16 protein-coding genes are annotated in these 17,021 nt (G+C 42.9%); 9 read left to right on the top strand and 7 right to left on the bottom strand.

Annotated features, from left to right (window positions below; genetic code table 11):
• Positions 1–27 precede the first annotated feature (27 nt).
• Positions 28–645 carry a trimeric intracellular cation channel family protein gene (locus E3D81_RS00725; protein WP_134776081.1) on the top strand — a complete coding sequence of 206 codons (618 nt, stop codon included), beginning with the start codon at positions 28–30 and terminating at the stop codon, positions 643–645.
• A 43-nt stretch (positions 646–688) separates the two neighbouring features.
• On the opposite strand, the gene def is transcribed toward E3D81_RS00725, so the two are convergent.
• Positions 689–1,276, bottom strand: coding sequence for a peptide deformylase (gene def, locus E3D81_RS00720; RefSeq protein ID WP_099367853.1), 588 nt, complete (start codon positions 1,274–1,276; stop codon positions 689–691).
• 78 nt (positions 1,277–1,354) lie between these two features.
• Between def and E3D81_RS00715 the strand changes: the two genes are divergently transcribed.
• The 3 genes from E3D81_RS00715 to miaA are packed head-to-tail and all read left to right on the top strand — an operon-like array spanning position 1,355 to position 4,259.
• Positions 1,355–2,125, top strand: coding sequence for a hypothetical protein (locus E3D81_RS00715; protein ID WP_099367852.1), 771 nt, complete (start codon positions 1,355–1,357; stop codon positions 2,123–2,125).
• 53 nt (positions 2,126–2,178) lie between these two features.
• Positions 2,179–3,351 carry a Gfo/Idh/MocA family protein gene (locus E3D81_RS00710; RefSeq protein WP_134776080.1) on the top strand — a complete coding sequence of 391 codons (1,173 nt, stop codon included), beginning with the start codon at positions 2,179–2,181 and terminating at the stop codon, positions 3,349–3,351.
• A 17-nt stretch (positions 3,352–3,368) separates the two neighbouring features.
• Positions 3,369–4,259 carry a tRNA (adenosine(37)-N6)-dimethylallyltransferase MiaA gene (miaA, locus tag E3D81_RS00705; protein ID WP_245153257.1) on the top strand — a complete coding sequence of 297 codons (891 nt, stop codon included), beginning with the start codon at positions 3,369–3,371 and terminating at the stop codon, positions 4,257–4,259.
• A 169-nt stretch (positions 4,260–4,428) separates the two neighbouring features.
• Here miaA and E3D81_RS00700 read toward each other — a convergent pair whose 3' ends face one another.
• The 5 genes from E3D81_RS00700 to E3D81_RS00680 all read right to left on the bottom strand — a co-directional run bounded on the left by E3D81_RS00700 (position 4,429) and on the right by E3D81_RS00680 (position 10,388).
• Positions 4,429–5,724: an IS110 family transposase gene (locus E3D81_RS00700; protein WP_134776078.1), complete on the bottom strand. Its 1,296-nt coding sequence runs from the start codon at positions 5,722–5,724 to the stop codon at positions 4,429–4,431.
• Positions 5,725–6,150: 426 nt separating this feature from the next.
• Positions 6,151–7,704 (bottom strand): Rne/Rng family ribonuclease, encoded by a 1,554-nt coding sequence (locus tag E3D81_RS00695; RefSeq protein WP_099366073.1) that lies wholly within the window; start codon positions 7,702–7,704, stop codon positions 6,151–6,153.
• Positions 7,705–7,982: 278 nt separating this feature from the next.
• Positions 7,983–8,828 carry a tetratricopeptide repeat protein gene (locus E3D81_RS00690; RefSeq protein WP_099366072.1) on the bottom strand — a complete coding sequence of 282 codons (846 nt, stop codon included), beginning with the start codon at positions 8,826–8,828 and terminating at the stop codon, positions 7,983–7,985.
• Between the two features lie 9 nt (positions 8,829–8,837).
• Positions 8,838–9,125, bottom strand: coding sequence for an HU family DNA-binding protein (locus E3D81_RS00685; RefSeq protein ID WP_099366071.1), 288 nt, complete (start codon positions 9,123–9,125; stop codon positions 8,838–8,840).
• A 198-nt stretch (positions 9,126–9,323) separates the two neighbouring features.
• Entirely contained in the window at positions 9,324–10,388 is a 1,065-nt protein-coding gene (locus tag E3D81_RS00680; RefSeq protein ID WP_134776077.1) for a pyridoxal phosphate-dependent aminotransferase family protein, read from the bottom strand.
• Between the two features lie 140 nt (positions 10,389–10,528).
• On the opposite strand from E3D81_RS00680, the gene E3D81_RS00675 reads away from it, so the two are divergent.
• The 4 genes from E3D81_RS00675 to E3D81_RS00660 all read left to right on the top strand — a co-directional run bounded on the left by E3D81_RS00675 (position 10,529) and on the right by E3D81_RS00660 (position 15,166).
• Positions 10,529–12,673, top strand: coding sequence for a TonB-dependent receptor (locus E3D81_RS00675; protein WP_134776076.1), 2,145 nt, complete (start codon positions 10,529–10,531; stop codon positions 12,671–12,673).
• Positions 12,674–12,771: 98 nt separating this feature from the next.
• Entirely contained in the window at positions 12,772–13,389 is a 618-nt protein-coding gene (locus E3D81_RS00670) for a hypothetical protein (RefSeq protein WP_099366068.1), read from the top strand.
• Positions 13,390–13,391: 2 nt separating this feature from the next.
• Positions 13,392–14,414, top strand: a complete 1,023-nt coding sequence (locus E3D81_RS00665; protein WP_134776075.1) for a sensor histidine kinase — start codon at positions 13,392–13,394, stop codon at positions 14,412–14,414.
• Entirely contained in the window at positions 14,411–15,166 is a 756-nt protein-coding gene (locus tag E3D81_RS00660) for a LytR/AlgR family response regulator transcription factor (protein ID WP_245153256.1), read from the top strand. The genes E3D81_RS00665 and E3D81_RS00660 overlap by 4 nt, the downstream gene beginning before the upstream one ends.
• Here the strand turns inward: E3D81_RS00660 and E3D81_RS00655 are convergent.
• Positions 15,163–15,633 (bottom strand): hypothetical protein, encoded by a 471-nt coding sequence (locus E3D81_RS00655; protein WP_134776074.1) that lies wholly within the window; start codon positions 15,631–15,633, stop codon positions 15,163–15,165. The genes E3D81_RS00660 and E3D81_RS00655 overlap by 4 nt on opposite strands.
• A gap of 553 nt (positions 15,634–16,186) precedes the next feature.
• Between E3D81_RS00655 and E3D81_RS00650 the strand changes: the two genes are divergently transcribed.
• Entirely contained in the window at positions 16,187–17,005 is an 819-nt protein-coding gene (locus tag E3D81_RS00650; RefSeq protein ID WP_099366065.1) for a 2OG-Fe(II) oxygenase, read from the top strand.
• Positions 17,006–17,021 lie beyond the last annotated feature (16 nt).

Here is a 17,021-nt window from a genome sequence, read left to right as displayed (position 1 = left end):
TATTGTAGGACGATACTGGCAGAATCAATGAGCTTTATTTATTACATCGATCTTTTAGGTACCATGGTGTTTGCGATATCCGGAGCAATGGCGGCAAACAGAAATGGTATTGATGTTTTTGGTGCGACCTTTATGGGTTTTGTGACAGCCATTGGTGGCGGATCGCTTCGTGATGTTTTCCTGAACATCCGGCCAGTATGGGTGGAGGATGGCAATTACCTGATCGCTATTTTTATCGGCGTGATCCTTTCCATCATCCTGAACAAACAATTGGACAATTTTGCGAGGACCCTGTTTTTATTCGATGCCATCGGGATCGGATTCTTTACCGTGGTAGGTGTGGAGAAATCCATTGCCTATGAAAGTAGTGCCATATCGGCGGTCATGTTGGGGATGTTCTCCGCCTGCATGGGTGGGGTGATCCGGGATGTGCTGATGAATGTGACCCCTTTGATATTAAGAAAAGAGATCTATGCTTCGGCCTGTCTGGCAGGTGCCATCATCTATGTACTGCTTTCCCTCACTCCCCTATCCGATGGAATCGTCGCCTTTATTTCTGCATCTGTTGTCTTTACCATCCGGTTTGTATCGGTTAAATATAACCTTTCCCTACCGAGTGTACCCATGATGGAAAACAAATCATAAAAAAAGCAGGTCCATGACCAGCTCTTTTATTTTTTAGGTGTGCTTACCGTTTCTTTTTCATCTGCGGGAAGGACATCTTGTAAGCTACGCGAACCAATCCTTTTGCGATATTATCCAGTTTACTTTTCAACATGGCCTTTTTCAGCGGTCCGATCTTATCAATAAAAAGCTTTCCTTCGATGTGGTCATATTCATGCTGCACAACACGAGCCGCTAGCCCTGTCAATTCTTCCTCCTGCTCTTCAAAGTTTTCATCCAGGTAATTGATCACCACATTCTTCTTACGCAACACTTCTTCGTTGATCTGCGGGATACTTAGGCAGCCTTCTGAAAATGCCCATTTCTCCCCAGATTCCTCCACGAGGATGGGATTGATGAATACCCGTTTGAAATCCTTTGCAGAAGGATCTCCTGGTCCATCCTCATCATCTTCGCCAAAAGGACTGGCATCAATAACAAATACACGAATCGGCAGACCGATCTGTGGAGCGGCAAGGCCTACCCCATTGGCGGCATACATGGTTTCGAACATGTTATCGATCAGTTCCTTCAATGCAGGGTAATCCTCTTCAATCTCTTCGGCCTTCTGACGCAAAACTGGATCGCCATAGGCTACTATAGGTAATTTCATTTATTTCAATTTTCAGCACAAAGTTATTAATTATTTGGCATTAGCGGATATTCTATTGAATTAAGCTAATTTTGCGGCATGCAACAGATCGATTACCAGGTTATCCTTCAGACACTTTCTTCCAAGTTGGAGGTTACTTTGGAGATGGTGTCTATCGATAAGGCGGTGGTATTCGATGCTCCGGAATTAAGCTTTAAAATTCTGATGGATGAGGGGCAGGCCAAGGATCCTATGCTCAATCAAGCTAAAAAAACGGTCTATCTGAACGTTCATCAATTTGTTGCCCAGCAGGATAAGTTGATCAATAGGTTGAAGGTAATGGCCGGCATAGCAAAAAAAATCTATGCCCGGGATACGGTCCTTGCACGGGTGGACAAAAAGGTTGCCCTAGATTTCCAAGAGGAACATCATCTCCAAATCCCTTTACCCGGCAAGTACCGGTATGGGCTTTTCCATCAGGGTGAATTGGTTTCATTGGCCGTGTTCAGTGGAGGAAGGAAAATGCTGGACAAACCTTCGGATTACCGATCCTTTGAACTGCTCCGTTTCTGCCATAAAGCAGATTTTTTAGTCTTAGGGGGCATTTCCAAACTGCTGAAGGGATTTATTGCTGATTTTAAGCCTGGCGATATTATGACCTATAGCGATAAGGATTGGAGCCAAGACTCCTCGCTGGCTGTTATTGGATTTCGGAAAATAGCCGAAAAACCGCCTCAACAATTTTGGGTAAGTGGTAGTAGACAGGTTCCTATCCATGATTTTGCCGAGTTGGAGCAAATCCGATCAGACTATCCGGAAGGCTACCTATTTTCCAATTCTGGAAGCATTAAATTGGTCTATACTGTTTAAAAGCTTGTTTAATTTCTTATATTTAACGCTTAATCAATCGAAATTCACACCTTATGAAACGTAAACTACGCATGGGCATGGTCGGTGGAGGAAACGACGCGTTTATTGGCGCCGTACACCGAATTGCTGCCTTTATGGATGGAAAAATAGAATTAGTTTGTGGAACCTTCAGTGTAAACCGTGAAGTTTCCCTAAAATCGGGTCAGGATCTTTTTGTGCCTGAAGAACGCGTTTATGAAACTTATGAGCAGATGATCGCGGAAGAGGCCAAGCTTCCTGAAGGGGAACGCATGGATTTTGTGACCATCGTTACACCAAACTTTCTGCATTTTGGTCCGGCTAAGTTGGCATTGGAGAATGGATTTGATGTGGTGGTAGAAAAACCGATGACAGTATCTTTGGAAGAGGCGCAAGAATTGAAGGAAATTGTAGAGCGTACAGGTAAAACGCTTTGCCTGACTCATACCTATTCGGGTTATCCGATGGTGAAACAGGCGAAAGCGATGGTGAAGGACGGTCATTTTGGTAAGATCCGTAAGATCGTTGTGGAGTATCCTCAAGGTTGGTTAAGCCGCTTGAGCGAGCGAGAGGGGAATGCGGGCGCTGCTTGGCGTGCTGATCCAAAACGTTCCGGAAAATCCTTGGTAATGGGTGATATCGGTACGCATGCTGCGCATTTGGCGGAATACGTGTCGGGATTGAAGATTACGGAATTATGTGCGGATCTGACCACTTTTGTGGAAGGTCGTTTATTGGATGATGATGGATCGGTATTGCTGCATTTTGAGCAGGGAGCAAAAGGTGTCTTGATGGCATCCCAGATTTCTGCGGGCGAGGAAAACGCCGTTAGGATCCGTATCTATGGTGAAAAAGGTGGTTTGGAATGGGCGAACGAAGATCCGAACAACCTGATCATTAAGATGTTGGATCAACCAAGACAAATCTATCGTACCGGAAATGCATATGCTGCTCCATTTACTCTGAGTTCTTTTGCGACTCACAATACACGTATACCAGCGGGTCATCCAGAAGGATTGTTGGAATCCTTTGCGAATATCTATAGGAATTTTGCCTTGACGGTTTCGGCGAAGAAGGAAGGAACAGAACCATCGGCAGAGGCATTGGATTTTCCAAATGTTTATGATGGTGTTCGTGGAATGGCCTTTATCGAAACCGTTGTGAAGAGCAACGAAAGCAATGAAAAATGGACAAAATTTGTGATTTAGAACCAATAGATTACATATTGCAAAAAATAGATCAGGCGAAGGATTTTCTTTCGCCTGATTTTCTTGTTATCCTATTGGGACCTACGGCATCGGGGAAAACGAAGCTGGCGGTTAAATTGGCGAGGAAGATTGATGGCGAGATTATCTCTGCTGATTCCAGGCAGGTTTACAGGTCTTTGGATATCGGAACCGGAAAAGATCTGAAGGAATATGAGGAGGTACCTTATCATTTGATCGATATCCTTCCACCTTCGGGTCAATATGAGGTGAAACAGTTCAAACGGGATTTTGAGAGGGCATATCGGGATATTTTATCCACGGGAAAGAGACCAATATTATGTGGTGGAACGGGGTCTTATATACTTTCTTTGTTGAAGGAGCAGGTTTATAGTGCTGTACCAAAGGATGTGGCTTTTCAGTTTGAGATGGAGGGTTTATCGAAGTCGGAACTGATTTCGAGGATAAAGCGGATGGAGATTCCCGAAGATTTCCAGATTGATTGGGATAGTAAGAAACGATTGATCCGGGCCTTGGAGATTTTGAATTATTTGAAGGAAAATGATGTTCCAGAAGCTAAGGAGCCTTTGGTAAAGGATTATATTGCTTTTGGACTAAACCCTTCTTTGGAGTTGCGAAGGAGTAGAATTGATGGGCGGTTGGACAGTAGGTTAAGGGAGGGGTTGATTCCTGAGGTGGAAAAATTGATGGAGGAAGGGATTGGCTTGGAGAAGTTGGACTGGTTTGGATTGGAATATAAGTTTGCAGGGAGGTATTTGAATGGGGAACTGGATTATGGACAATTTGTGGAAAAGCTTAAAACGGAGATCCATCGTTTTGCGAAACGGCAAATGACTTTTTTTCGGAAGATGGAAAAAGATGGGGTGGAGATTAATTGGATAGCATTTTGATTGAAAAGTCAGGCATCGCCCCACCACGTCATTGCGAGGAGGCACGACGAAGCAATCTTCCCGCATGTCATGCTGAGCATCGTCGAAGCATCTGTTCGTAAATAACCTAACGTAGAGATCCTTCGACTGCGCTACCAATGACATGTTGTATAACCTATTGTTAATCAGGTCAATGTATCTTCTCTAATTTCATATCGAACTCCAGTGCCAACCTGTTCAGGTACTTTTCCTTCTGCTTTTTCAATTGTGTTTCATAGGTCTGCACCCCTTGTTCCACATAGGTGGTCCCCTTTACCATCAGTCGCCAATACTGTGCTGCCAATTTGTTGGCCATGGCTTTGATGGCGATCATAGGCCCTTTTCTGGCCCGAAGCCTTCGTCCGAATTCCCCGATCGCTATTTTCTTGCTCTGTAGGAGTCCCTGTGCAATGACCCGGAATATCTGTCCGGTCAGCGGTTTCCCCTTCCGCTTGACCCTTCTGCTACTTGTGCCCGAGCTGTTCTGCCCCGGAGATAGCCCCAGCCAACTTGTGAAATGCTTCTCCGTGGCCCATCGTTCCAGATCGTTTCCCGTCTCGCTGTAGATCTGCATCCAGGTATAGTCCGTGATCCCGGGCAATATGGTGGCATCCCTGCCCTGGAAGAGGTCCAGCAGATGGGCGCCAAGGTCCCTGATGTCCGGCCTGTTGTGCCGTATCGGTTTCCTGGGCCCTGACTGGGTCCCTTTGCCGCCATCGCCGCCCTTCTGCAGCAGGGCTTCCAGCTTATGGTCACATTCGGCAATCTGCTTCATGTAGAACAGATAGGCCTCATGGGCGATCCTTAGGGCGAACACACCCCTTTCTGTATAGAAACCCTCCAGGGCGGCAAGGATCTCCTGGGACTTGGTCCTGCGCAGCCTGGTATGGCACAGGGACAGCAGGACACCAGGATCGCGCTCGCCCGACAGGATGGCACCGATGACGGCCATACCGCTTGCTCCATGGATCTGGCTCAGTACCTCGGGAAGCCTGATGTTCATTTCCACCAGGGCCTTCTGCATGTGGTTGACATGCATGGCGGCGTTCCGCAGCAGGTCCTCCCTCAGCCTCAGGTAGCTGCGGATCTCCTTTTGGTCCCCTTCGGCCACAAAGCAGCGGTTCAGCAGTCCATAGCTGTGCAGCTGCTGGATCCATTGGCAGTCCTTTACATCGGTCTTCCGTCCGGGGACCTGTTTGGTCTGGCGGCCGTCGACCAGCCAGACGTCAAGCCCTCCGGCGTGGAGGATATCGTAAAGGATGAACCAATAGGAACCCGTGGCCTCCATCGCAACGGTGTCCACACCATGGGAGAGCAGATAGTCCAGGGCTTCGCGAAAGTTACGGGTAAAAGTGGCGAAGGAAACGACCTCCTGCCCCTGGACGGAGATGAAGATTCTGCGTGAACCGATATCGATCCCCGCAGCATGATCGTGAATGATTTTCATGGCACATCAATTAAAATGTGAAACCATTAAGCCCATAGAGGAAAAATAAACGGCAGGCTACCATACGGACAATCTAAAAGATGTACCAAACTCCAATGCCTCAATCTATGGAACCAAGCTCAGGGACAGGCAAGATGCACTATACGATAGTCCGGTCAAACTGCAGAATGGTCAATGAACTAAGTTACTAAATGTCATCACCTTCCGATAAATTTAGTTCAAATTTTTAATTCTCAGGATGACATGGGAAGGAATCAGGATGACATGGAAAGAAAGATTGCTTCGTTCCTCGCAATGACGCGACCCTCGCAATGACGCGGCCGTAGCTATGACAGGGCCCTCATCCCCCACAATGACGGGGATAGAAAACCCATGAAATAAAACATGAAACAAAAAAAAGCTGCATTTTCCAATGCAGCTTTTCCTTTATAATTTTATTTCTTCGTCTTTGGAATTAAAGAAGTGGAATTCAGTTAGATGATACGAACTCATTTCCTTCACGTTAATCCATCGACCATATTTGAAAAACCACTTCATTCTGCGGGATATTAAACCCGATTTAATGTAGGCGGCAATGTAAGGATGCACACAAAGTGTTACACCCTTTTCATTTTGCTCCTGCAAAATAAAGCTCAAATTGTTTTCAATGTCATCCAGCAACACGATGCTAGATCTAATTTCACCCGTTCCGTCACAAGCAGGACACTTTTCATTGGTCACAATGCTCATTTCAGGACGGACACGTTGCCTAGTAATCTGTACTAAACCAAATTTACTAGGAGGGAGAATGGTGTGTCGAGCGCGGTCAGTTGCCATGCACTCTTTTAAGAAACCATACAGTTCCTTCCGATTGTTGGGTTTGTGCATATCGATAAAATCGATGACTACAATTCCACCCATATCCCGCAACCGAAGCTGACGGGCAATTTCTTTAGCCGCTTCCTTGTTCACCAGGAGGGCGTTATCTTCTTGATTTTCCTTGTTGGCAATGCGGTTTCCGCTGTTCACGTCAATTACGTGTAGGGCTTCTGTGTGTTCTACCACCAGGTAAGCACCTCCTTGCAGGTTGACGGTTTTGCCAAAGGACGCCTTGATTTGCTTCTCAACACCGTAATGGTCAAAAATCGGCTCCTTATGTTTATAGAGCTTTACAATTTTTTCCAGGTCTGGAGAGATCTCTTGAATATAGGATTTAACCTCTTCATAGATGTCCTGGTCATTCACATAAATATGGGTGAATTCATCTGTTAAGATATCGCGTAAAATAGTGGATGCGCGATCCATTTCTCCAAGCACTTTTTGTGGAGGTTCGGCTGTTTTAAGACGTTTGGTAAACAATTCCCATTTAGAGATCAGATCGAGAAGGTCTTTTTGGAGTTCATCAACTCCCTTTCCTTCCGACACCGTACGGATTATTACACCAAAGTTTGCCGGTTTAATACTTTCGACAATCTTTTTTAGGCGATTACGTTCAGTGCTTCCTTTGATTTTCTTGGAAATAGATACCGAGCTTGAGAAAGGTACTAATACAACAAACCTTCCAGCAATGGATAAGTCAGAACTCAGCCTTGGCCCTTTGGTAGAGATTGGCTCTTTGGCAATCTGTACGGGCAACAGCATGTTCCGGCTTAAGATATCCGAAATTTTTCCTGATTTGTCAATGTCCTTTTCAAGCTTTAAACTATTGAGCAGTTTTTCTTGGTAACTGCCATTCTTTACTACCCTTGTCAGTTTGATCAAGGATTGAACCTGAGGTCCCAAATCGAGGTAATGCAAAAAAGCATCCTTTTCGTAACCTACATCTACGAAAGCGGCATTCAATCCGGGCATGATTTTCTTTACTCTCCCTAAGTAAATATCTCCTACCGCGTAATTATTGCCGACCTGTTCTCGATTTAACTCAACAAGTTGCTTGTCCTGTAGTAAAGCAATAGTCACCCCCTTATCGGGGACTGAATCGATAATTAATTCCTTTACCAACAGCTACTTCATTAAGGACGGTTGTAGACTCGCTCTACAACGTTTTTGTCCGGTTAAACCTAAAAACCGTTTATGAAAAAAACAATCTATGATGAGTGTTTTCATCATAGATTGTACACATGATTTTACAGGGCCTAAGCCCTAAAAATGCTTATTTCTTTTTGTGTCTATTTTTTCTTAAACGTTTTTTACGTTTGTGAGTAGCCATTTTGTGTCTTTTTCTTTTCTTTCCGCTTGGCATAGCTTAATTTTTTAAAATGTTTAAACGAATGTGTTAATTACTTCTTGAGTTTTTCGATCTCGCGATCGATGAACTGCGAGAGAGAAGGGTCAGCCGCCAGCGACTTGCTTTTTTCAAAAGCAGCGATAGCCTCATTCTTCATCCCTATATTTTGATATCCTGTTGCAAGGTAAAAATACGACTCTGCATCAGGTTTTAATTCAACCACTGTTTTGAAACGATCGATAGCACGATCGAACTGACGTGATTGTAATGAAAACAAACCTAAAGTTTTGTTTGCCTCGATGTTCTTTGGATCAGCTTCAACCACTTCTCTTAAAAGGGCGATACCAGACATAGGATTGTTTGTTCCTGTGACCATGGCAGCACCAAGACCTGTTTTAGCTTCCAAATTTTTACCGTCCAGGTCAACTGCTTTTTGGAAGGCAGTGATGGCACGTTTGTTCAACGCAACAACCAAAGCACTATCCTGCAAATTCGTATATCCTTTACGGTAAGCATTACCTGCTTTCAACCAATAGTCGAATTTTGGTGAAATGGTAGCCATATCCTCATAGATGAATCCTTGAGGGACAGCTTTTTCCACATCATTCCACTTATCGGCCAATTGCTGATAGATCGCAATTTTCTCTTCCCCAGAAGCTTTATCAGCTTTCTTCTCCAGGTCAGTAATTTCAGAAACAATTGCTGGGTTTAATCCGCGTTTGGAGGCTTCCGAAACGCTAGATAGGGTAAAGTCATCTGCAGCGGCGCCTTGTTCAGTAGCTGCTGCAGCTGTTTCTTCTTTTGTCACCAAACCTTTTACAGGACGTACCAATAGAAAGCCCATGATAATGACTACTACTAAAGCTACGACGATCTGTATTTGTCTGGTGTTCTTCATGTTAAATGATTATTTTTTATTTCCGTTTTTCACTTTTTCTACAAAAACTTTTGCTGGTTTAAAGCTAGGCACGTAGTGCTCAGGAATAATGATAGCTGTATTTTTTGAGATGTTACGAGCTGTTTTTTCTGCTCTCTTTTTTACCACAAAGCTACCGAAGCCTCTTACGTAAACATTTTCACCACCAACCATGGCGCTTTTAACTACTTTGAAGAATGCTTCAACGGTCTCTTGTACATCAACCTTCTCTAACCCAGTCTTGTTAGAGATCTCTGCAATAATTTCTGCTTTAGTCATATCTATTTTACTCTAATTAATCTAAACCCTGTACCTCATAGGCCTTTTGGGGTTGCAAAAGTATCTTTTTATATTGAGTAATGAAAATATTTTTGCGTTTTTTTAATAACCAAATCGTTATCATTCAACGAATTAGTAGATGAATCCCCAATATTACATTCCAAAAGGCTTGCAAAGCTACAATTATTTTATTGACAATCAAAGTTTTAAAATATTTTCTCTGGATAAAACCTCCCCTAACCACTCTATATCGGCTGGTCTATGTAGGGCGGACACAATAATACGATTTAAAAGGGGACTGTCCGCCAACGGATAGGGAAAACTTGATATAACAATCTTGTGATTAATAAGGTGTTTATAGAGCGCCGGTGTTTGAGTGGAGAACACGGGAAAATGGGGAATGTGACTTAATTTTAGCCCTTTGACCAGGCCTTCCAATTGGGAAACATTGCCCTGCATCTGGTCGAAGGCGTGGTTATAAATGGCTTTCCCGTTTTTAAGGGCATACAACGCCGCCGGGGCAGAAGGTGATGACCCCAAAAAAATGGGATGCTTTTTAATAGCTATAATGGTCTCGGAATTGCCCAGCACTACCCCCGCATCCGTCCCCATTCCCTTCGCCAAGGAGGCCAGAACAACGATGTTCAGGTTTTCTGCTTTATAGGTTTCTACAGGAGTGGAAACCTGGTTTTTCCGAAGTACCCCGATGCCATGGGAATCATCCAATATCAAGGTAACATACTTATTATTAGAAAGTTGATTTAATGGGGAAAAGTCGTTTAATCTCGGTGTGAGATTATCCATGCTGTTGGAAATCATGACGAACTCCTCTTCATCTGAGGCATTGATTTCCTCGATGCTGTTGGTCAACCAATCCTCGAATCCTACCGCTACCCCTGGATCATCATCCAACCACAGCGAGGGATGGCAGTCGGGGGCATAGTAAACTTTTCTGCCTTTGCTCAAAACCTTTACGGCAATCTGTGCGGCTAAATAACCACTGGAAAGTACCGCAGCATCCTCAAATCCGAATCGTTGTGCCAAGTCCTGCTCTACTTCTTCATAGATCCCTAATTGTACATTATTGGTTCTTGAAGTACCATTGTTCAATCCGTACTTGTCGATACCATCCTTATATAATTCGATATAATCGGGGTTTTGGAGCAGCCCTAGATAGGCCGTACCGCCAAAAAACAGATAAGAGGCATCATCTTGGTGAATAATTCGGCCTGTAGGCTGGTTCAGCTTTCGGAAAGAGGTCATGTTTATTGAAATATGATATCCAAAAATACAAAATCCTTTCAAACTGGAAATCCATCAGTTCATCCGAACATCCTAACGGTTCATCCCTAAAGATTTTTCACAGCTGTAACAGGGAATTAACTTTCCTAAAAAAACCAAATATGCGATTATTATTCTTTTTCTTTTGTTTATTTCCAACCCTGTTGATGGCTCTGGAAATTAAGGTTCAAGGCACGATCAAGAATCCCAAAAAAGTCCCCGTTCAGCATGTCAATGTATTTATTGCTGGAACCTACGATGGGACCATCAGTGATAGTTTAGGAAATTTCCAGTTTAGCAGTTCTGCGCTTGGTAACCAGAAGATCATCTTTAGCAAAGCGGGATATAACCAATTGGAGATGGAAATAGCGTTAAAGGATAGCTTGGATCTTCAGGTTACCCTCTATCCTATTGAAGAAATTGAAGCCATCGAGATCCGTGCCGGACAGATCATGGTGGGGAATAAATACAATGCGGTTTTATCGCCTCTGGATATTGTGACGACCGCAGGAAGCATGGGGAATATTGTCGCTGCGCTACAGAAACTTCCTGGAGCTCAGATCGCCGGTGAGGACGGCCGATTGATGGTCAGAGGCGGTGATCCTACCGAAACCCAAACCTTTGTAAATGGTATTCAGGTCTTTCAACCCTATACTTCCTCGGCCAATGGTGTTCCTGTGCGGGGAAGGTTTTCCCCGTTTCTATTTAAGGGCACCAACTTCTCGACCGGAGGCTATGGTGCTGAATTTGGGAATGCACTTTCCGGGATCTTAAACCTGAGTACCGCCTTGGAGTTGGCAGAACCTAAAACAGAACTCTCTTTTTCCACCGTTGGCCTGGGCCTAAGCAATACGCAAAGTTGGAAGGACAACTCTTTAAGCTTCAATGGGAGTTATACCAACCTGAATCCGTATATGTCCTTGATCCCGCAAGATATCACCTGGATCAGACCCTATCAACAAGCATCCGGAGAAGCCATTTGGAGGAAGAAAGGAAAACAGTCTTTTTTTAACCTGTATGGCAATTATGCCTTCGAAGATTTTCAATTCGAGGACTACAGCATTGAGTATGATGAGCGGATAAAAACCGCTATCCGATCGCACAACGCCTATCTCAATAGCAGTTTCCAACAATACCTACCCAACAATTGGACTTGGGAATCGGGATTGGGTCTTGGATATTTTAAACAGGATCTTCAGTTTTCCAGTTTTGGAATACCTACGGAGCAATGGGGAAGTCATGTTAAAACCCTAATGCGCAAATCCATGGGGAACAAATGGCAATGGATGTTCGGGACGGAATTCCTTTATGAGAAACTGGCGGAGAACCTCCAAGAACCAAGCCTACCCAGGTATAGTTATGGCTACGAAAGAAAGCAGTTGGCTGCATTTTCAGAAGGGCAGTACCGCCTTTTTGCTGGCTTGCAAGTGGGGGTTGGGCTGCGTTATATACAGACCTTTTCGGAGCAACAATTTCTGGAGCCAAGAGCATCGATAGGCTACGCGATCAACCGCAACCATCAGGCGTCTTTTGCTTATGGCAGGTATCACCAGGGGGCGACATCTGCGATTGCCAAGTTCAAAAATGATCTCCCCTGGACTTCCGCATCACATTATGTGCTCAATTACAGCTATATCGGAAAGGGGCAATTACTTCGGTTGGAAGCCTACTCCAAAGATTATGACCAATTGATCACTTATGACACCCAGACTCCCCAATACCAGAGTCGTTTTGAAAACAAGGGATTTGGGAGGGTAAAGGGTATTGATATATTCTGGAGGGACAGTAAGAGTATTCCATTTCTTCAATATTGGGTGTCTTATTCCCTAACGGATGCGCAGAAATTGGAACGTAATTTTACTCATGCGGTACAGCCTACCTATGTGGCCAAGCATCAACTCTCTTTGGTGGCCAAATATTGGATAAGTTCCATTCGATCTCAGGCCAGTATTACCAATACCTACTCTTCTGGCCGTACCTATTTTAACCCTAATGAACCGGATCTAATGCCCATGACCAAAGGGCAGAATGATCTATCCGTTAGTTGGTCCTATCTGTTGACCCAACAGAAAATCCTCTTCTTCTCCATGACCAATGTGCTTGGAAATGAACCTATCTACGGTTATCAATACCGTAGCCATGCAGATGCCAATGGTCAGTTTGCGCGAAAGGCCGTTGTTCCTACCGCAAAACATTTTGTGTTTGTGGGATTCTTCTGGACCATCAGTAAAAACAAAAAAAAAGACAATCAATTGGAGAACCTTTAACGGTTCATCCCTAAAAATCAACAATCCATCAGATTTGACTTGACATATAGGACAGCATCATAGAACTTTAATCGTAAATAACACTAAAACAAAAAGACATGAAAACATTAATGATTTGTTTATTAACAATATGGAGCCTTTCCGGTTTGGCACAGACCCCTTACGAAAAAGCGATGACCGAAGGTTTGGCAAGCTGGAAAGCGGGCAAATCCCAAGAAGCGATGGCGACCTTTGAACGAGTTGCGCAGGTTGAGAAGGATAACTGGATCCCCAAATATTACCAAGCCATGGTGGGGATTACGAATTCTTTTATGATGACCAATAATGAGGAGAAACTGAAAGCCATTGATGCGGCGAAAGCCCTGATCCCCAAAGACGAAAAAAGCCTGAATGCCGAATGGTATGTCTTGAATGCCTTGGCATTAACTTCCGAACTGACCATCGACCCAATGGCAACGGCAATGACCTTGAGCCCGCAGATCATGGAACAATATCAGAAAGCTTTAGCTTTAGAGCCCAACAACCCAAGAGCGCTTTCAGGAATGGCTGACTTTTCCATGCAATCCAAAAAATACATGGGCGGAGATACGAAAGAGGAATGTAAGCAATTGGAAAAAGCGGTATCTTTATTCGATAAGGAAAAAAACGCCACAAAATTCTATCCTTCCTGGGGAAAGGAACGCGCTGCGGCACTTTTGGCTTCCTGTAAAAATTAATTATGAAGTACTTTTTCCTGACCGTCTTATATTCCATAGTGATCACGATAGTCCTGATGTTGGTTATTGCAGGGTTTTACTTGGTCAATGATGGAACATTGGAGATTGCTTTCTTCCAATCTAAGGGTGCCCAAACCGGACTGCTTCGAGGGATTGGTCTAGGAATAGTAGGCAGTTATCTTTCCTATTCCCTGCATAAGGCAATGCCAGCGGAAGATTTGGCCTGGAAAAGGTATTTCTATTACTTGCTCTTGTCTTTTATAATCGTTCCAATAGTGATTTTAGGCATGAACATTCTCTTATTCACCGATAGGAGTTTGGATGGGATAAAAGCCTATGTTTCCGAACTTAGATGGGATTTCGCCCTTTTTCCGACCTTTACCTTTATCATCATTGGTTCTATATTTTATGGCTTGTTCTTTTACTCCAGCTATAAAAATAAACAGATCAAAAAGCAGAAAAGCATTGCTGGGGAAGCAACAGCACAGTTAGAAACACTAAAAAACCAAATAGATCCGCATTTTTTGTTCAATAGCTTGAATGTATTGATCGGGTTGATCGAAGAAGATAAACAGAATGCCATAACCTATACCAAATCACTATCAAGCATCTACCGCTATATCCTCACCCAAAAAGATAAAGAATTAACAAGCATCCAAGAAGAACTATCCTTTGCCCGCAGCTATATTTCTCTTTTAAAACTACGTTTTGAAGATGGAATAAATTATCAAGAAGGAATTATCGAAGCCGAAAGCAAGGAAATCGTTCCTTTGAGCCTGCAATTGCTATTAGAAAACTGCATTCAGCACAACCGCATTTCTGAGGAGAACCCATTGACGATCAGCATCTATCAAGAAGGATCAAAATTAGTGGTATCGAATAACCTTCAGGAGAAGAATTCACCGAATCCATCCACAAAGATAGGCTTGGCTAATATTGTTGACAGATATGCACTGTTAAGTAAAGAGGAAGTTATTATAGAGAAGTCCGATACCTATTTTAAAGTCAAAATCCCTATTATATGAACCTGAACGAAATTCAAGTATTGGTCATCGAAGATGAAAAACCCGCAGCAAGATCGCTGATACGCAAGTTAGAGACCATGGGGTTTTCGCATATCGATATGGTCCATTCCGTTCATCAAGGGAAAATATGGTTTGCTAACCATTCCGAACCGGATCTTATTTTTATGGATATACAGCTTTCTGATGGTCTTTCATTTGAAATACTGGAAAATCACCCTGTAGATTCCAAGATCATCTTTACGACGGCTTACAATGAATACGCTTTAAAAGCCTTCAAGTTGAATAGCATTGATTACCTCTTAAAGCCGATTGTAGAAGAAGAATTGGCCTTTGCCGTGGATAAATATCTGAAAAACCAAAACAGGGCTGATAAGTACATGTTGCATGATCTCAAACAACTACTTGTGAAAGATCAGTTCAAGACCAGGTTCAATGTAAAGATCGGCCAACAGATCCGCTTGGTTCCTGTGGAAGACATCGAATGTATATATGCTGAAAACAAGGGCACCTATCTGTTTACCAAGGAAGGAGATAATTTTTTGTTGGATCAACCCTTAGACAGGGTGGAAGAAGTTTTGGATCCTAAATTATTTTTTAGAATTAACCGAGGGCAGATCATTCATATCCATGCTATCAAGAACATTGCTGTTCATAGTAATTCCCGGTTGAAGATCTACTTCCATAAGTTTCAGACCGATGACGGAATTGTAAGTCGGGAGCGGGTAAATGATTTTAAAAGCTGGATCGATTAATAGAGATGGAAATTTAAAGGGATATTCACGCCTACCCCAAAAGTAAAGCCATCAATAGGCTTAAAATCCTTTTTTGTGTTGATATCAAAGCCATAACCAGCGGAGAACTCCAGTAAATTAAAAAGTCCGATTCCTGCCTTCGCCGTAGCTGTATGGGGTGTAATCTCCCCTTTTATAAACGGCCATACCGCAACATTATTCAAATAATAAGTAACTCCTAATTCCGGGATCACTGTAGTTTTATCCATCATCCAGGTAAAATTAGCTCCGGCATCAATCTTTACATATTGGCTTTGGTTTGCTGCGAAAAGCCCCCAGGCAGAAGCTTTCAGAAAACTGCCACTTTGATACTGATACCCAATGGAAGGACCAAATATCCAACCCGTGTGCTGTTGGTATCTTCGCTGTCCATATCCCAATTGGACCATTAAAAAAAGTACCAAAAATAAATAAACTGCCTTCTTCATACACATCAATTTGTTGCCAATTTACAATAAAACCCGAAAGTTCTAATAGTGTTTACTGTAAGTTAATATTAATCCCTTAATTTTCAACAATTTTCCAGTTACACATTCAAAGCAATAAACAGATATGAATAGAAAAAGAAGTCTTGGCATACAAAAGGTGCTATTAATACGTTTTTATAATCAGAACATATAACATACTGTTCCTACAGTAGATCACACAACACACAATGAAAATAATTAGTCCGATAAATTCAGACAAGCATCACCCTGGCTTGTTATGCCCATATTGTCAAGAGGCAGACCTCTATGTACGAGTCCGAAGACCTTGGTGGGTAAAGACATTCCTCTTTTATCTTCCTCTACGTCGGTATAAATGCAATAATTGCAATCGAACCACTTATGTAAAAGTGATCAAAGGTATTAATACGTAGTAATAATTCGACAGAAGAATTTTTAATGGCTTTTCGTGTAAGGAAAATATTCCTGTAATCATGGTTTTTGATTAAACTTACAATCAATTTAACATATTACACACTAACACACATCTGCCAGTATGATTCCCTACCTAAGTTCAAAAAACCAGGACTTATTGCTTTTTGCCCAAAAGCGCAAAAAGGAATATGCATCTGCAAAACCCTTTCCGAGTATTCATATCCACGATTTCTTCAATGCGGAATTACTGGAAGAAGTTTTAGCGGAATTTCCGGATCTCTCTAAAGGGGATAATATCGAGTATAACGATCCTTTGCAAAAGAAATTTGCAGGGCAAGGCGAAGCACTTTTTGGCGAAAAGACCAAAGCATTGATGCATTACCTCAACTCCGAACCCTTTTTAAAGTTCATCAATGAACTTACAGGGATTGAAGAACAGCTATTCAGTGATTCGTATTTCTCTGGGGCCGGTCTTCATGAGATCAAACCAGGAGGATTATTAAAAGTCCATGCCGACTTTAATAAACATCCGGTAAATAATCTGGATCGCCGAGTGAACTTTATCGTTTATCTGAATAAGGATTGGAAGGAGGAATATGGAGGACATTTTGAACTATGGGATAAGGAAATGAGCCAATGTGTGAATAGATTTTTGCCCGTATTCAATTCCATCGCAATATTTTCCACAACTTCCATTTCCTATCACGGGCATCCAAATCCATTAACCTGTCCGGCAGATCGCAGCCGAAAATCATTAGCCTTGTATTATTATTCGAATGGTCGCCCAGATGAAGAAGCCATTGCGTTCAAGGATGGTCATAACTCCATTTTTGTAAAAAGGAAAAGTGATGCTACGGATTCTCAGGATTGGGACGCCTATGCGGAAAGGAAGCGGAAGAAACCCCTATTAAAAAGGATATATCGCAAGATCTTTGGATAAAAAGAGCGATATTTAT

Source organism: Sphingobacterium sp. CZ-2 (genome assembly GCF_004526235.1).
GTDB lineage: Bacteria > Bacteroidota > Bacteroidia > Sphingobacteriales > Sphingobacteriaceae > Sphingobacterium > Sphingobacterium tenebrionis.
Note: the sequence above shows the minus strand (reverse complement) of the source record. Positions and strands in the feature narration are given on the sequence as shown.

Excerpts from the sequence above, each read along its gene's own strand:
- E3D81_RS00700 (WP_134776078.1), bottom strand. The coding sequence starts at position 5,724 with ATGAAAATCATTCACGATCATGCTGCGGGGATCGATATCGGTTCACGC.
- E3D81_RS00670 (WP_099366068.1), top strand. The coding sequence starts at position 12,772 with ATGAAAACATTAATGATTTGTTTATTAACAATATGGAGCCTTTCCGGT.
- E3D81_RS00675 (WP_134776076.1), top strand. The coding sequence starts at position 10,529 with ATGCGATTATTATTCTTTTTCTTTTGTTTATTTCCAACCCTGTTGATG.
- E3D81_RS00680 (WP_134776077.1), bottom strand. The coding sequence starts at position 10,388 with ATGACCTCTTTCCGAAAGCTGAACCAGCCTACAGGCCGAATTATTCAC.
- E3D81_RS00665 (WP_134776075.1), top strand. The coding sequence starts at position 13,392 with ATGAAGTACTTTTTCCTGACCGTCTTATATTCCATAGTGATCACGATA.
- def (WP_099367853.1), bottom strand. The coding sequence starts at position 1,276 with ATGAAATTACCTATAGTAGCCTATGGCGATCCAGTTTTGCGTCAGAAG.
- E3D81_RS00655 (WP_134776074.1), bottom strand. The coding sequence starts at position 15,633 with ATGAAGAAGGCAGTTTATTTATTTTTGGTACTTTTTTTAATGGTCCAA.
- E3D81_RS00660 (WP_245153256.1), top strand. The coding sequence starts at position 14,411 with ATGAACCTGAACGAAATTCAAGTATTGGTCATCGAAGATGAAAAACCC.
- E3D81_RS00715 (WP_099367852.1), top strand. The coding sequence starts at position 1,355 with ATGCAACAGATCGATTACCAGGTTATCCTTCAGACACTTTCTTCCAAG.
- E3D81_RS00725 (WP_134776081.1), top strand. The coding sequence starts at position 28 with ATGAGCTTTATTTATTACATCGATCTTTTAGGTACCATGGTGTTTGCG.
- E3D81_RS00685 (WP_099366071.1), bottom strand. The coding sequence starts at position 9,125 with ATGACTAAAGCAGAAATTATTGCAGAGATCTCTAACAAGACTGGGTTA.
- E3D81_RS00650 (WP_099366065.1), top strand. The coding sequence starts at position 16,187 with ATGATTCCCTACCTAAGTTCAAAAAACCAGGACTTATTGCTTTTTGCC.
- E3D81_RS00710 (WP_134776080.1), top strand. The coding sequence starts at position 2,179 with ATGAAACGTAAACTACGCATGGGCATGGTCGGTGGAGGAAACGACGCG.
- E3D81_RS00690 (WP_099366072.1), bottom strand. The coding sequence starts at position 8,828 with ATGAAGAACACCAGACAAATACAGATCGTCGTAGCTTTAGTAGTAGTC.